Source organism: Flavobacterium sp. CBA20B-1 (genome assembly GCF_028473145.1).
GTDB lineage: Bacteria > Bacteroidota > Bacteroidia > Flavobacteriales > Flavobacteriaceae > Flavobacterium.
Window position 1 is genome coordinate 1,807,101 of the sequence record NZ_CP092370.1, and the last position, 16,005, is coordinate 1,823,105.

13 protein-coding genes are annotated in these 16,005 nt (G+C 36.4%); all 13 read left to right on the top strand.

Annotated elements, in window-relative coordinates; translation table 11 throughout:
- Positions 1 to 756, top strand: a complete 756-nt coding sequence (locus MG290_RS08990; protein WP_264560982.1) for an NAD(P)H-binding protein — start codon at positions 1 to 3, stop codon at positions 754 to 756.
- 100 nt (positions 757 to 856) lie between these two features.
- Positions 857 to 3,064 carry a patatin-like phospholipase family protein gene (locus MG290_RS08995; protein ID WP_264560983.1) on the top strand — a complete coding sequence of 736 codons (2,208 nt, stop codon included), beginning with the start codon at positions 857 to 859 and terminating at the stop codon, positions 3,062 to 3,064.
- Between the two features lie 194 nt (positions 3,065 to 3,258).
- Positions 3,259 to 4,416 (top strand): homogentisate 1,2-dioxygenase, encoded by a 1,158-nt coding sequence (locus MG290_RS09000; RefSeq protein ID WP_257500123.1) that lies wholly within the window; start codon positions 3,259 to 3,261, stop codon positions 4,414 to 4,416.
- A gap of 11 nt (positions 4,417 to 4,427) precedes the next feature.
- Positions 4,428 to 4,880, top strand: a complete 453-nt coding sequence (locus MG290_RS09005; protein ID WP_264560984.1) for a CCC motif membrane protein — start codon at positions 4,428 to 4,430, stop codon at positions 4,878 to 4,880.
- A gap of 32 nt (positions 4,881 to 4,912) precedes the next feature.
- Positions 4,913 to 6,073, top strand: a complete 1,161-nt coding sequence (hppD, locus tag MG290_RS09010; RefSeq protein WP_264560985.1) for a 4-hydroxyphenylpyruvate dioxygenase — start codon at positions 4,913 to 4,915, stop codon at positions 6,071 to 6,073.
- Between the two features lie 254 nt (positions 6,074 to 6,327).
- Positions 6,328 to 7,098: a DUF3108 domain-containing protein gene (locus tag MG290_RS09015; RefSeq protein ID WP_264560986.1), complete on the top strand. Its 771-nt coding sequence runs from the start codon at positions 6,328 to 6,330 to the stop codon at positions 7,096 to 7,098.
- Positions 7,098 to 8,033, top strand: a complete 936-nt coding sequence (locus tag MG290_RS09020; protein ID WP_264560987.1) for a tryptophan 2,3-dioxygenase family protein — start codon at positions 7,098 to 7,100, stop codon at positions 8,031 to 8,033. Before MG290_RS09015 ends, MG290_RS09020 begins: the two co-directional genes overlap by 1 nt.
- Positions 8,033 to 9,277, top strand: a complete 1,245-nt coding sequence (locus MG290_RS09025) for a peptidoglycan DD-metalloendopeptidase family protein (RefSeq protein ID WP_264560988.1) — start codon at positions 8,033 to 8,035, stop codon at positions 9,275 to 9,277. The genes MG290_RS09020 and MG290_RS09025 overlap by 1 nt, the downstream gene beginning before the upstream one ends.
- 5 nt (positions 9,278 to 9,282) lie before the next feature.
- A complete protein-coding gene (gene pgi / locus MG290_RS09030) occupies positions 9,283 to 10,869 on the top strand; it encodes a glucose-6-phosphate isomerase (RefSeq protein ID WP_264560989.1) in 1,587 nt (528 codons plus the stop codon).
- A gap of 335 nt (positions 10,870 to 11,204) precedes the next feature.
- Positions 11,205 to 11,690, top strand: coding sequence for an acetyl-CoA carboxylase biotin carboxyl carrier protein subunit (locus MG290_RS09035; RefSeq protein WP_264560990.1), 486 nt, complete (start codon positions 11,205 to 11,207; stop codon positions 11,688 to 11,690).
- Positions 11,691 to 11,694: 4 nt separating this feature from the next.
- A complete protein-coding gene (gene accC, locus MG290_RS09040) occupies positions 11,695 to 13,140 on the top strand; it encodes an acetyl-CoA carboxylase biotin carboxylase subunit (RefSeq protein WP_264560991.1) in 1,446 nt (481 codons plus the stop codon).
- Positions 13,141 to 13,200: 60 nt separating this feature from the next.
- A complete protein-coding gene (locus tag MG290_RS09045) occupies positions 13,201 to 14,262 on the top strand; it encodes a PDDEXK nuclease domain-containing protein (protein ID WP_264560992.1) in 1,062 nt (353 codons plus the stop codon).
- A gap of 4 nt (positions 14,263 to 14,266) precedes the next feature.
- Positions 14,267 to 15,808 carry an acyl-CoA carboxylase subunit beta gene (locus MG290_RS09050; protein WP_257500133.1) on the top strand — a complete coding sequence of 514 codons (1,542 nt, stop codon included), beginning with the start codon at positions 14,267 to 14,269 and terminating at the stop codon, positions 15,806 to 15,808.
- Positions 15,809 to 16,005: the final 197 nt, after the last annotated feature.

Sequence of the window (16,005 nt, forward strand, 5' to 3'; positions counted from 1 at the left end):
TTGAATATAGCAGTTTTAGGCGCGGGGTGGTTAGGAACCAAATTGGCACAGGTATTAAGTAAAAATCATACGGTAAAGGTTTCGGTAACTACCAATGAAAAAAAAGAGCTTTTGCAAACGCAAGGTTTGAACGCTTTTACAGTAGCGTTGTCACTAAATGGTGTATCGGGCAGTTTGGATTTTTTTAAAAATGTAGATGTTTTGATATGCACACTAACGCCACAACCCGTTGCTGTTTTTTATTCTTTAGCCGATGTATTAAAAAAACACGCTATTAAAAATATCATAGTTTGCAGCTCCACCGGCATTTATCAAGATTGTGAAGGAATTGTAAAAGAATCAAGTGCTTTAAAGCTAACTATTCCAAAGGTAGAACTACTCAAAAATATCGAAGATGTTTTTTTGACAGATGCTGCATTTAACGCTACCATTCTACGCCTTGGTGGATTAATCGGAAAAAACAGACATCCTGTAAAACATTTAGCCAAAAAAGACCAGATTGCAGATGGAAATGAACCTGTAAACATTGTGTATCAAGACACCATTTTAAAAACCATTTGCCTATTACTTAAACAACCATTGCCTAATACGGTTTTTAATCTAGTGGAAACAGACCACAGAACAAAAGAAGCTTTTTACCAAGATGCCGCAAAAGAACATGGCATATCTTTACCACCGTTTTCATATACTTCTTCGCCCAAAAACCGAGTAGTATCAAAAGAGAAAATAGAAAGCTTTTTAGATATAAACCCCTGAAAATTAATTTTTTTTCATCCCACTCCAAACCAATTATTCCTTAATTTTAATTAAATTTGAGCAACACTAAAGAAATCAGTATATTATAAAATAGCCAAACATGATGCTTAAATTTATTCTTACAAGCTTTTTATTTTGCTTGTGCCTTTTCGCTTTTCCTCAAGAAAATCAGCGTCCTAAAGTTGGGTTAGTTCTCAGTGGTGGTGGTGCAAAAGGTTTGGCCCATATTGGTGTTTTAAAAGTACTTGAAGAAGAAGGTGTACAAGTAGATTATATTGCGGGTACCAGTATGGGAGCTATAATTGGTGGTTTGTATGCATCGGGATACACCGCCAATCAGTTAGATTCTATCTTTAAATCGGTTGATGCCGATGCTCTTTTGCAGGATTATATCCCTAGAAATTCCAAGTCGTTTTATGAAAAAAGAAACGATGAAATTTATGCATTGCAGCTTCCGTTTGATCAATTCAAAATAGGAAGTCCCGTTTCGCTTTCAAAAGGCATGTACAACTATAACTTATTAAACAAATTGCTGGCACATGTACGTTACGAAAATGATTTTGCGCAATTGCCCATTCCTTTTCTTTGCGTGGCTACCGATGTGGTTACAGGGGAAGCCGTGGTGCTTGAAAAAGGAAATTTGGCACAAAGTATTTTGGCTAGTGGCGCGTTTCCCTCTTTATACACGCCTGTTGAAATAGACAATCGTTTGTTGATAGACGGCGGCGTGGTTAATAATTATCCTATAAATGAATTACGCGATAAAGGTGTAGATGTAATTATTGGTGTGGATGTGCAAGACGGCAAAAAAGACCGCAGCGAAATAAAAGGCGTTTTTGATATTTTAATGCAAATTGCCAACTACAGTATGTATCAAGGGATGGAAGAAAAGAAAAATGCCACTGATATTTACATGAAACCCGATATTTCAAACTTCTCTGTTGTAACTTTTGATAAAGGAAACGAAATCATTCAAAAAGGAATCGATGCTGCCCGAGAAAAAACGGCAGACTTACAAAAAATCAGCAATGGTTACACAAAAAAGAAACTTCCTGAATATTTATTACACGATGATTTGGCTATCAAAGAAGTAAAAATAAACACTTTAAAAAATTACAACAAAGATTATGTTTTTGGAAAATTGGGCTATTTTAAAGAACAATGTGTATCGTTTAACGAATTGAAACACGGCATCACCAATCTAAATGCCACTCAAAATTTCAGCAGTATTAATTATCATTTTGAAAAAGGCGACGATACAGGCGATTATTTAGTGTTGCATCTAAAGGAAAATACCATAAACCGCTTTTTAAAATTTGGTTTGCATTTCGACAATTTGTATAAAAGTGCCGCATTAGTAAATATAACCCAAAAAAAGCTTCTTTTTAAAAACGATGTAGCTTCGCTTGATTTTGTTTTTGGCGACAATGTGCGATACAATTTTAATTACTTTATAGACAATGGATTACGATGGAGTTTTGGTGCACAAAGCAGACTTAATAAATTCAAATACAATGTGTTAACCGATGAAAAACCCATTATTACCGACCAGTTTTTTACATTAGAAACGTTCAGCACCAAATTTACCGATTTAACCAACCGTTTATATCTGCAAAATTATTACAACAATAAATTTCTTATTGGCTTGGGCTTAGAACACAAATACCAAATTGTGGATATAAGCAATGTAAACCTCAGCAAAAATTGGTTAGACAACAGCCACTATGTCAGTTCATATTTTAATGTAGTTTTAGATACGTATGACAATAAATACTTCCCCACGCAAGGTTTAAATTTCAACGCAGAAATTAAACACACCTTTATATCGTCAGACTATAACGAAAACTTTGAACCCTTTACACAAATCAATGGCGAATTGGGAACTGTAAAAACATTTTTTGATCGCATTTCCTTTGAAGCAAAAGCAGACGTGGGCTTAACCATTGGCAGCTTGCCATCAACTAACCTGAATTATTTTTTAGGTGGATACGGTTTTCAATCAATATCTAACATCAAACCCTTTTTTGGCTATGATTTTTTAAGTTTAAATGCCAACACCTATCTAAAAGCCCTTTTAAGAGTGGATTACCGTTTCTACAAAAAACACCATCTCAATTTCACTGCCAATTATATACACTTGCAAAACGCTATGTTTCAATACAACGATTGGTTAGAACAACCCATAAAATCGGGGTATGCGTTGGGTTATGGTTTTCAAACAGTTATTGGTCCATTAGAAATTAAACAATCCTATTCGCCCGAGGTAAAAAAGCATTACACTTGGTTTAGTTTAGGCTTTTGGTTTTAAAATGAGGTTCTTTTTTAAATGATTCTTTTTATTTTTTCTTAAATTTAATACATCTCAAAAAAATAGTTTTTATATTTGTTAGGTATGAAAACATGGCAAGGATTATTATCAAAACTTAAATACTTCATTAAACGCAACCCCGAATGAAGAAGGCAATGCTATGCTTTTATTTATTAATTAAAAACAAATAAACTATGCCTTTATATCATAAATTAGGAAAAATTCCGCACAAACGCCACATACAATTCCGCAAACCAAACGGCGGATTTTATTACGAGCAGCTTTTTGGCACGGTTGGTTTCGATGGCATGTCGTCAAACATGTATCATGAGCACCGCCCTACGCAAGTAAAAGAAATCAAGGGTTCTTATAGCGTGGCACCGAAAATTGCCCGAAAAAACAACATACAGTCTTACCGTTTGCGTGGTTTTCAAGTGCCTCCTACCCCCGATTTTTTAGAAAGCCGCAAAGCGGTTTTAACAAACAGCGATTGCACCATTACTTTGGCTGCACCTACAAACAAAACCCAAGATTATTTCTATAAAAATACCGACGCCGACGAATTGATTTTTATTCACAAAGGAACCGGTAAATTGCGCACCATATTAGGGAATTTAGATTTTAAATACGGTGATTATTTATTGATTCCGCGCGGAGTGATTTATAAAATTGATTTCGACACAGAAGATAATCGTTTGTTTATTGTAGAATCGCGCAGACCCATTTACACACCAAAACGCTACCGCAACTGGTTTGGTCAGCTATTAGAACATTCCCCTTTTTGCGAACGCGATATTCGCCGCCCGGAAGAATTGGAAACCTATGATGAAAAAGGCGATTTCTTGATCAAAGTTCGCAAACAAGACGAAATTTTTGATATGGTATATGCAACTCATCCTTTTGATGTGGTTGGATACGATGGATATAATTTTCCATACGCCTTTTCAATACACGATTTTGAACCCATCACAGGACGTATTCATCAACCACCACCAGTGCATCAAACATTTGAAACCGATGCGTTTGTAGTGTGCTCATTTGTTCCGCGTTTGTATGACTATCATCCAGAATCAATCCCAGCACCTTACAATCACAGCAACATTGATTCAGACGAAGTATTGTATTATGTAGATGGTGATTTTATGAGCCGAAACGACATCGAAGCCGGACACATTTCTTTGCATCCAGCAGGAATTCCGCACGGACCACACCCTGGAGCAATGGAACGAAGCATTGGCAAAGTAGATACACAAGAATTAGCCGTAATGGTTGATACATTCAAGCCGTTGATGGTTACCGAAGAAGCAATGAAAATTGCCGATGAACAATATTATCAATCATGGTTAGATTAATAAATATATAAATGTTTCAAAGAAAACTACCTGCCGATCCCAGTGCATTAGTGCTCGCAATTGTTGCTTTGTGCATGGCAATTCTTTTTGGTTGCTGTGGGCTTTCGTTTGTTGGCTTGGCACTTTCAATAATTGGACTTGTAAGCGCCAATAAAAGTTTAAAAGAGTACCAAGTAAATCCAGAAACATATTCTCATAACAGTAGAGAAAATGTAAATACGGCACGCATCATCAACATTATTGCACTCGTTATAAACGGTCTCATCACTTTGGCTTTTGTAGTGTATCTAGTCATTACTGGTTCTTTTATGTTCTCAGCAATTAGAGAAGAAATGAACAAATCTAAAACCGATACATTATCGAGAATTGATGACGAAGAATGGGATTACGAAGCAGAAGAAGACAGCATTTATATTTATACCGATTCATTGAATCAACCACAAGATTCACTGAGTCAAGAATAAAACAACAATAGTAACAAAATACAGCAATTATTATGTCAAAAGAATTAAAATCTGTAGAATACGGATTAGAAAAAATATTTGAAGGAGCACAAGATTTCTTACCAATTTTAGGTACAGATTATGTTGAATTTTATGTAGGAAATGCAAAACAGGCAGCTCACTTCTACAAAACGGCATTCGGTTTTCAGTCTGAAGCCTATTCAGGATTAGAAACAGGCGTTCGCGACCGTGCTTCGTATGTTATTAAGCAAGATAAAATCAGAATTGTTTTAACAACTGCTTTAAACTCAGAATCACCAATCGGCGAACACGTTAAAAAACATGGCGACGGAGTTAAAGTAATCGCATTGTGGGTAGAAGATGCACGTGCTGCTTATGAAGAAACCACCAAGCGCGGTGCAGTATCTTTCATGGAGCCAACCGTATCATCAGACGAAAATGGAGAAATTATTCAAGCAGGTATTTTTGCTTATGGCGAAACCGTTTTTCTATTCACCGAGCGTAAAAACTACAATGGATTGTTTATGCCAGGATACGTGAAATGGGAAAGCGATTACAACCCAGCTCCGGTTGGTTTAAAATTTATCGACCACATGGTGGGCAACGTTGGTTGGAACCAAATGAACGTTTGGGTGAAATGGTTTGAAGATATTATGGGCTTTGTAAACTTCCTTTCGTTTGACGATAAACAAATTACCACCGAATATTCGGCTTTAATGTCTAAAGTAATGGCCAACGGAAACGGGCGCATCAAATTCCCTATCAACGAGCCAGCAGAAGGTAAAAAACGTTCACAAATCGAAGAGTACTTAGACTTTTACGAAGGTGCAGGCGTGCAACACATTGCAGTAGCTACCGACGACATTATTAAAACCGTTGCCGATATGAAAGCGCGTGGAGTAGAATTTTTATCTACACCGCCCCAAGCCTATTACGATGCCATTCCAGAGCGTTTAAAAGACCACATGGATAAATTTAAAGAAGATATAAACGAATTACAAAAATTAGGTATCATGATTGATGCCGATGAAGAAGGATACTTGTTGCAAATTTTCACGAAACCCGTAGAAGATCGCCCTACTTTGTTCTTTGAAGTAATTCAACGCATGGGTGCTCGTGGATTTGGTGCTGGTAACTTTAAAGCGTTATTTGAATCAATTGAAAGAGAGCAAGAAAAGCGTGGAACTCTTTAATTAAAAGTTTTAAAATGTTAAACATAAGTTAAATAAAAGTTTATGTTTAATGTTTTAAAAAATAAACCTACCTTTGCACTCGCAAAAATAAGGCTTCTATAACCTTATTGGAGTGTAATAAATTTTTCATAATTTATAGTTTTTTGGTTGGTTAATAGCATAAAAACCTGGTTGGAAACAACTGGGTTTTTTTGTTTTTAGTAACTTTGGAACAGATATTGTTTTGTATCTTTCGAACAAAATTGAAAAAGAATATGAAAAACAACATTTTAGCTATTTTATTTTTTCTAATAACCGCATTAACATTCGGGCAATCATCTGCTTTTAAGTCGGGCGAGTACTTTAAATTTCAAGTGTCGTATGGCTTTATAAATGCAGGTATTGCAACGTTAGAATTAAAAGAAACCACCTACAACGGCAAAAAAGTGTATCACGCAAAAGGCGATGGTTATACCACTGGATTGTCTAAAGCCTTTTTTAAAGTAAAAGACGATTATCAAAGTTATTTTGACATCAACACGGGGCAACCGTATCGTTTTATCAGAAAAATTAATGAAGGGGGTTACACCAAAAACCAAGAAGGTTTTGTAAACAATGCCAACAACACCATTTTACTGAAAGATTACAAAGCAAAAAGCCAAAAAACATACAATGTTTCAGATAATATTCAAGACGTTATTTCTGCTTTTTACTATTTGCGTAATCACGACAAAATAGACAACATGAAAGTAGGCGAAACCATACAAATTGATATGTTTTTTGACGACGAAACCTTTAAATTTAAACTAAAATTTATGGGTTATGAAAAAATTAAAACTAAATTTGGTACGGTAAACGCCATGAAGTTTCGTCCGTATGTAATGTCAGGGCGTGTTTTTAAAGAAGAAGAAAGTTTAACTCTTTGGGTTTCAAACGATGAAAACAAAGTTCCGTTAAAAATTCAAGCAAGCTTACTTGTGGGTTCTTTAAAAGCAGAATTAATTCAATACAAAAATTTAAAAACCAATTTGAAAGTCGTAAAATAATGGAAATTTCAACCGAACGCCTGCAAAAAATTCAAGATTTAGAAGAAAAGTTCAGCAACATCAACCAAAAATTAGACACCCATTTAGAAGGCATGAAATGGCAAAAGCCTATCACCTACTGGGATTATATTCAAACAGATGCCTTGCTGAATTTGCAAATTCAAAGATCTACCCTGCCCGATGAAATGGTTTTTATCATGTATCATCAGGTAAACGAATTATTGTTCAAAATGATTCTTTGGGAAATGGAGCAGGTTTGTTTCGCTGAAAATTTAACAACTACTTTTTTTACAGACCGCTTGGGAAGAATTTCGCGTTATTTCGATATGCTCACCACATCGTTCACCATTATGCGCGATGGAATGGACACCGATCAGTATCTTAAATTCCGCAACACCCTAACCCCTGCCAGTGGCTTTCAAAGTGCACAGTATCGTTTGATAGAATTTGCTTCAACCGATTTAATTAATTTAATTGATGCCCGTTACCGCGATACAATCGACCGAAACACGCCTTATGAGCATGCCCTAGAGCACATGTACTGGCAAGCAGCTGGAAAAGATTACAAAACCGGTAAAAAATCATACCTTATCAATGAATTCGAAAGAAAATACAAAAAAGAATTTATTGATTTCATGGAAAAATACAACACTGCAAACTTGTGGCAAACGTTTAAACAACTTCCTTTGGAAGATCAACAAAATGAAGAATTGCGAGAAGCCATGCGCCATTACGACAAAACGGTGAACATCACTTGGGTAATGGGACACTTTAATGCGGCCAAAAAATATATTGAAAGCGAAGCTGGTCCGCAAGAAGCTACAGGCGGTAGTGATTGGAAAAAATACATGTTGCCACAATATCAAAGAAGAATTTTCTTTCCAGAATTGTGGAGCGAAGAAGAATTAGCCAATTGGGGCAAAGATGCTTTGTAATGAAACGTTTTCAAATCATATTATATATAACCATTGTTGCTGTACTTTTTTCGTGTGGTAAGAAAGAGTCCGAGTCTGAATTTGCCGAAGTGGTTAAAAACGAAAAAGAAGAAGCAATACCCGAATTTGCGTATGGTTTTCCATTAAACGAATACCATATAGAACGCGATACAGTGGAACGTGGCGATAATTTAGGTATGATTTTGGCGCGCCACAATTACGATGCCACTGAAATACATGACATTGTAAGCAAAGTAAAAGATTCATTTGATGTACGGAAAATTAAAGCCGGCAAAACATTTACGCTTTTAAAATCGAAGGATGCGTTATCTAAATTAGAAATACTTATTTATCAGCCCGATAATATGGGGTTTCAGGTTATTGATTTTCGAGATTCCATTCATGCATATACAGTAAACTATCCGGTTTCCTATAAAGTGCGAACCATTGCAGGCGAAATCGAAGGATCGCTTTCAGAATCTATTCAAAAAGAAGGTTTAGACCCTGGATTGGCAACCGCTTTGGCGAAGCGATTTGCTTGGAACGTGGATTTCTTTAAGTTTAAAAGAGGAGATCAATTTGCATTATCCGTGCGCGAAAAATTTATTAATGATTCTATTTATGTGGGAACCGAGGAAATTTTAGGTGCATATTTTAACTATGACGGCAAAGATGTATATGGATTTCCGTACAAACAACCCGGCGAAACCGAAACGCAGTTTTACGATGAAAACGGCAAGCAAATGCGAACCATGTTTTTAAAATCGCCTTTAAAATATTTCACCATCACTTCAAAATTTTCCAAAAGCAGGTTTCATCCCGTTCAAAAGCGTTTCAAAGCACACAACGGAACCGATTATGCTGCACCACACGGAACGCCCATCATGACCACCGCAGCAGGTGTGGTAATAGAAACCGGACGCACATCGGGCAATGGAAATTACGTGAAAGTTAAGCACAACAACATGTACACCACGCAATATTTGCACATGTCTAAAATCTTGGTTCGCCGTGGACAGCGCGTTAATCAAGGCGATATTATTGGTAAAGTTGGCAGCACAGGTTTGGCAACAGGTCCGCATGTTTGCTATCGTTTTTGGAAAAATGGTGTACAAGTAGATCCGTTAAAGCAAAAATTACCAACGTCATTGGCAATGGAACAAAGCGATATTGCCCATTTCAAAGCACAAATACAACCTGTGAAAAAAGCAATCGATGATAAGATTACAGAAAAATTTAATTAGAAAAAATGCCGTTATTAAAAATTAATCCAACCGAAACACAAGCGTGGCAAAAGCTGCGACAACATTTTTACGAAGTGCAATTTGTAAAGATGCAACAGCTTTTTGCTGAAAATCCCAACCGAATAAATGAATTTCATATTGTTTGGAACGATTTTTTAATTGATTTTTCTAAAAACCGCATCACCAATACTACCATTGATTTATTAACAGAATTGGCAGATGAAGTACAGCTAAAAGCAGGAATTGAAGCATTAATAAAAGGCGAAACAATCAATGAAACCGAAGGTAGAAAAGTGCTTCATACCGATTTACGCCAACTAACAAACAATCAAAACCAAGAAGTTGCTGCGGCATTAGACCAAATACAGCTTTTTACAGAAAATGTAATCAATGGTCATTTAAAAGGATCTACCGGCTTACCTTTTACCGATGTAATCAATATTGGTATTGGCGGTTCCGATTTAGGACCCAAATTGGTAACCGAAGCTTTGGCCGATTACAAAAACCATTTAAATGTACACTACATTTCAAATATTGACAATGATAGCATTCAATCGTTAAAAAGCAAACTAAATCCGGCTACCACATTAGTAGTAATTGTTTCAAAATCGTTTACAACGTTAGAAACCATAAGCAACGCCAATATTTTTAAACAATGGTTGTTGCAAAACAATTTAAAAACACAAGATCATTTAGTAGCCGTTTCTTCAAATATTCCAGAAGCGGTGAATTACGGTATTGAAACCCAAAATATTTTCCCAATGTGGGATTATGTTGGCGGCCGTTATTCTTTGTGGAGTGCAGTAGGCGTTAGCACTGCATTGGCTATTGGTTTTAATCATTTCAAAGAATTGCTAAACGGTGCCCACGAAATGGATGTGCACTTTGCCGAAACTCCTTTTAAACAGAATATTCCTGTAGTTTTGGCTTTGCTATCTGTCTGGTACAATAACTTTTTTTGCTTTGAAACCGAAGCCGTTGTGCCGTATGTTGATAAATTAAAAATGCTTCCCGCCTACCTACAACAAGTGGTTATGGAAAGCAACGGAAAAAGTGTGGACCGCAGCGGAAACCCTGTAAATTATGAAACCGGAACCATTGTTTGGGGCGAAGTGGGTACGAATTCACAACACGCATTTTTTCAGTTATTCCATCAAGGAACAAAGATTATTCCTACCGATTTTATTGGCTTTGTAAATGCATTTAATCCAAGTGATTTGCACGATTTATTAATGGCAAATTTCTTTGCGCAAACCGAAGCATTAATGAACGGAAAAGAAGGAAAATACCATACCCAGGAAACTAACGACAAAAACGCTGTTTATAAAGAATTTAAAGGCAATCGCCCATCAAACACCATTTTAATTGACCAATTAACACCTAAATCGTTGGGAAGTTTATTGGCAATGTATGAGCACAAAACATTCGTGCAAGGTTATATTTGGAATATTTACAGTTTTGATCAATTTGGTGTGGAATATGGAAAAATATTGGCAAACAATATCAAAGCAGAACTGCAATCAGAACAAATCAAACAACACGATTGTTCGACCACTTTTTTATTGAAACATTATTTAAAAAAGAAACAATAGTAAAAAAACTCTGACAAAGTTTAAAATTTTGTCAGAGTTGATTCTCACAAAACGTAAACTAATTTGTTTTCGCTTTCTTTTTAAGATATTTTTTCTTTTTCTAGGATACAAAATTGTATTTACACATCAGTGACAAAAAACAAATCAATGATTATTATATCATTAAATTTTATCGGATTAAACAAGGTGAGTGCTTAAACATTTTAGGCAGTGAAATGCTCCTATAAAATTTTATGTATATAAAACTTGAAAAAGTTCTATATGAAACCGCTCTTATAATTAAAATAATTGCGTTTTTTTAAATAACTTTACCCTTTTAGAAACAAAATAATACAATGAACAACGCACTAAAAGTTTCTGTAAATAAAGAATATAACTTTGATGTTACAGAAGAGCAAATGCTTGCTGCCGATGCGGTGAGTTTAGATCAAGAAAACTTTCATGTGTTACACAACAATACTTCGTACCATGCCAAGGTTGTGAACACCGATTTTATCAACAAAACATACACCGTAGTTGTAAATAACAACGAATATGTGGTAAATATTGCCAACCATTTAGACCAGTTGATCAAAGAGATGGGCTTTGAAGTTGGTAAATCAAAAATGGTAAACGACATCAAAGCTCCAATGCCTGGTTTGATTTTAGAAATCAATGTGAGCGTTGGGCAAGAAGTGAACGAAGGCGATAATTTATTGATTTTAGAAGCTATGAAAATGGAAAATAGTTTCGATTCACCTCGTGCTGGAATCATTAAATCAATTGCAGTTGAAAAAGGTCAGGCAGTTGAAAAAGGTCAGTTATTAATTGAATTTGAATAATCCAATGAAAAAAATATTAGTTGCAAACCGCGGTGAAATTGCACTGCGTGTCATGAAAACAGCCAAAAAAATGGGCATTAAAACCGTAGCTGTGTATTCGGTTGCCGATCGCCAATCACCCCATGTAAAATTTGCTGACGAAGCCGTTTGTATCGGTGAAGCACCATCAAACCAATCGTATCTTTTGGGTGATAAAATTATCGAAGTATGTAAAGAGTTGAACGTGGACGGTATTCATCCGGGATACGGATTTTTATCAGAAAACTCAAAATTTGCAGAATTGGCCGAGAAAAACGGCATCACATTTATCGGGCCAAAATCGCATGCCATTGAAGTTATGGGTGATAAGTTGGCAGCGAAAGATACTGTAAAAGCCTACGATATTCCGATGGTTCCTGGTTTAGATCACGCCATTACTGATATTGACGAAGCAAAGAAAGTAGCCAAAGAAGTAGGTTTTCCTATTTTGATTAAAGCATCTGCCGGTGGCGGTGGAAAAGGAATGCGAATAGTTGAAAAAGAAGCCGATTTTGAATCGCAAATGCAGCGCGCTATTTCCGAAGCAACTTCAGCTTTTGGTGATGGATCTGTTTTTATTGAAAAATATGTAGGATCTCCGCGTCATATCGAAATTCAAATCATGGCAGATACCCATGGAAACGTAGTGTATTTATTCGAACGCGAATGCTCAGTACAACGTCGTCATCAAAAAGTAGTAGAAGAAGCACCATCTGCTGTTTTAACGCCCGAAATTCGTAAAGCAATGGGCGAAGCTGCTGTAAAAGTAGCAAAATCGTGTGATTATGTGGGCGCAGGAACGGTTGAGTTTTTGTTAGACGAAAACAAAAATTTCTACTTTCTAGAAATGAACACGCGTTTACAGGTAGAGCATCCGGTAACGGAATTAATCACAGGAATCGATTTAGTAGAAATGCAAATTCGTGTGGCTCGCGGTGAAGTGCTTCCAATCAAACAAGAAGATTTACAAATAAAAGGTCATGCTTTGGAATTGCGTGTATATGCCGAAGATCCTTTGAATGATTTCTTGCCATCGGTGGGGAATTTATCCACTTATATTTTACCTGAAGGCGAAGGCATACGCGTTGACAACGGTTTTGAACAAGGTATGGATGTGCCGATTTATTACGACCCAATGCTTTCAAAACTAATTACTTACGGAAAAGACCGTAACGAAGCCATACAGTTGATGCTACAAGCCATTCAAGATTACAAAATTGAAGGCGTGAGCACCACTTTGCCATTTGGAACATTTGTTTGTAAGCACGATGCTTTTGTTTCGGGTGATTTTGATACCAATTTTGTGAAGAAATATTACAGCCCCGAAATCATCAAAGAAAGCCAAGCAAAAGAAGCCGAAGTTGCAGCATTAATAGCTTTGAAACAATATTTTGCAGACCAAAAAGTTTTGAGAGTACCAACGAAGTTGTAGTAAATACCACAATTGCTGATTAATTCAATGGAGATATTTTTATAAAATAGCCAGAAAAAAGTGACTAATAATCTTTCAAATACAAAATTCTTTTCCCAAATTGTTGATTTATTGCAATCGGCAAGGAGCAATGTAGTGCGTGCCATTAATCAAACAATGGTACTGACTTACTTTGAGATTGGAAGAATAATTGTTGAAGAAGAGCAGGGAGGAAAAGAAAGAGCGGCATACGGAAAACAACTTCTAAAAGAGTTATCGAAAGTGCTAACCAAAGAATTTGGACGAGGTTTTTCTGTTCAGAATTTAGAAAGAATGCGGTCTTTTTATTTAGCGTATTCAATATCCTCAACAGCGTTGAGGATTTCTAAAAAAGGTCAAACAATGTCTGACGAATTGCAAAATGAAAAATCGCAGACGCTATCTGCACAATTCCATTTAAGTTGGTCGCACTACTTAAAGTTATTGCGAATAGACGATGAAAACGAACGCAAATTTTACGAAATTGAAGCCGTAAAAAACAATTGGAGTGTACGGGAATTGGAACGTCAGTACGATTCTGCACTATACACTCGGTTGGCTTTAAGCAGAGATAAAGAAAAAGTAAAAGAACTTTCGAAAAAAGGGTTAATTATCGAAAAACCAAAAGACGCGATTAAAGACCCATATATTTTAGAATTTATTGGTTTGCCAGCTCATTCTTCTTACACTGAAAATCAACTTGAAGAAGAAATTATTAACAAATTAGAACATTTTCTACTAGAGTTGGGCAGCGGATTTACATTCGTGGCAAGACAAAAGCGTATTTCATTCGATGATAAACATTTTTGGATTGATTTAGTATTTTACAACCGTATTCTAAAATCTTTCGTTTTAATCGATCTAAAAATAGGAGAATTAAAGCATCAAGATATCGGCCAAATGCAAATGTATGTGAATTATTACGACAGAGAAGTTCGGCTTGAAGACGAAAACAAAACCATAGGAATTATTCTTTGTCAGAACAAAAGCGAAGCGGTAGTTGAGTTCACACTACCTGAAAACAATGAACATATTTTTGCCAGCAGATACAAAACCGTACTTCCAAGCAAAGAAGATTTAAAATCACTCATAAAAGAACAATAAAACTATGAATACAAATTTTGATATTTTAAATAAAAAATTAGCCGAAACTAAATTAGGTGGAGGTCAAAAGCGTATCGACGCGCAACATGCTAAAAAGAAATTAACCGCTCGCGAGCGTATTGAATACTTTTTTGACGAAGGATCGTTTGAAGAAATTGGTGCATTTGTAACACACCGTACCAAAGATTTTGGTTTAGATAAAGAACATTATTTAGGCGATGGTGTGATTACAGGGTACGGAACCGTAAACGGCCGTTTGGTGTATGCTTTTGCACAAGATTTTACCGTTTTTGGTGGCGCATTGTCTGAAACACATGCAGAAAAAATCTGTAAAGTAATGGACATGGCATTGAAAGTGGGTGCACCCATGATTGGATTGAACGATTCGGGCGGCGCGCGTATTCAAGAAGGCGTGCGTTCGTTAGGTGGTTATGCCGATATTTTCTTTAGAAATGTTCAGGCATCAGGGGTTATTCCACAAATTTCAGCCATTATGGGGCCATGTGCAGGTGGTGCGGTTTATTCACCAGCAATGACCGATTTTACGATGATGGTTGAAGGATCTTCGTACATGTTCGTTACCGGTCCAAACGTTGTGAAAACCGTTACCAACGAAACCGTTTCGGCAGAAGAATTAGGCGGGGCATCAACCCATTCTACCAAATCAGGTGTTGCGCATACCACATCTGCAAACGATATTGAATGTTTAGAAGATGTAAAACAATTATTGAGTTATATTCCGCAAAACAATCAAGAAGTGGTAGAAGATTTACCTTATGAATTGGGTGATGAAATCCGTGAACAACTGAACAATATTGTGCCCGATAATGCCAACAAGCCTTACGATATGCACGATGTAATCAACAATGTAATCGATGAAGATTCGTTTTACGAAATTCATAAAAATTATGCCGAGAATATCATTGTAGGATTTGCACGTATCGGCGGAAAATCAGTAGGTATCGTAGCCAACAATCCGATGTTTTTAGCAGGATGTTTAGATGTGAATTCATCTATTAAATCGGCGCGTTTCGTACGTTTCTGTGATGCGTTCAACATTCCTTTATTGGTATTGGTTGATGTACCAGGTTTCTTACCAGGAACCGATCAAGAGTGGAACGGAATCATTGTTCATGGTGCCAAATTATTATATGCATTATCTGAAGCTACCGTGCCAAAAGTGACTGTAATTACGCGTAAAGCTTATGGTGGTGCGTATGATGTAATGAACTCTAAACATATTGGTGCAGATATGAATTTTGCATGGCCAGGAGCAGAAATTGCCGTTATGGGAGCAAAAGGTGCATCGGAAATCATCTTTAAACGCGAAATAGCCGAAGCAGCAGACCCAGCAGCTAAATTAGCAGAAAAAGAAGCAGAATATGCCGAAAAATTTGCCAATCCGTACCGTGCCGCACAACGCGGATTTATCGATGAAGTGATCTTCCCACAAGATACCCGACGCAAATTAATCAAAGCATTTAAAATGCTGGAAAATAAAGAAGTAGCTACACCAAACCGCAAACACGGAAACATTCCGTTGTAGTTTGTTAGCAACTTGATATTAGAACCTGCAAGGTCTGCATGACCTTGTAGGTTTTTTATGCTTCAAGTTTGTTAGCTTGTTTTAAAAAATCATCAACATCCTAGTTTACAACACTTTTATCTTCCAATAAAAATCCCCCTACCCTTAAATTATTCTTAAAAAAAGGAATCTTTGCTTCATTTTATTTGTAGCAAATT

Excerpts from the sequence above, each read along its gene's own strand:
- MG290_RS08995 (WP_264560983.1), top strand. The coding sequence starts at position 857 with ATGATGCTTAAATTTATTCTTACAAGCTTTTTATTTTGCTTGTGCCTT.
- MG290_RS09000 (WP_257500123.1), top strand. The coding sequence starts at position 3,259 with ATGCCTTTATATCATAAATTAGGAAAAATTCCGCACAAACGCCACATA.
- MG290_RS09005 (WP_264560984.1), top strand. The coding sequence starts at position 4,428 with ATGTTTCAAAGAAAACTACCTGCCGATCCCAGTGCATTAGTGCTCGCA.
- hppD (WP_264560985.1), top strand. The coding sequence starts at position 4,913 with ATGTCAAAAGAATTAAAATCTGTAGAATACGGATTAGAAAAAATATTT.
- MG290_RS09015 (WP_264560986.1), top strand. The coding sequence starts at position 6,328 with ATGAAAAACAACATTTTAGCTATTTTATTTTTTCTAATAACCGCATTA.
- MG290_RS09020 (WP_264560987.1), top strand. The coding sequence starts at position 7,098 with ATGGAAATTTCAACCGAACGCCTGCAAAAAATTCAAGATTTAGAAGAA.
- MG290_RS09025 (WP_264560988.1), top strand. The coding sequence starts at position 8,033 with ATGAAACGTTTTCAAATCATATTATATATAACCATTGTTGCTGTACTT.
- pgi (WP_264560989.1), top strand. The coding sequence starts at position 9,283 with ATGCCGTTATTAAAAATTAATCCAACCGAAACACAAGCGTGGCAAAAG.
- MG290_RS09035 (WP_264560990.1), top strand. The coding sequence starts at position 11,205 with ATGAACAACGCACTAAAAGTTTCTGTAAATAAAGAATATAACTTTGAT.
- accC (WP_264560991.1), top strand. The coding sequence starts at position 11,695 with ATGAAAAAAATATTAGTTGCAAACCGCGGTGAAATTGCACTGCGTGTC.
- MG290_RS09050 (WP_257500133.1), top strand. The coding sequence starts at position 14,267 with ATGAATACAAATTTTGATATTTTAAATAAAAAATTAGCCGAAACTAAA.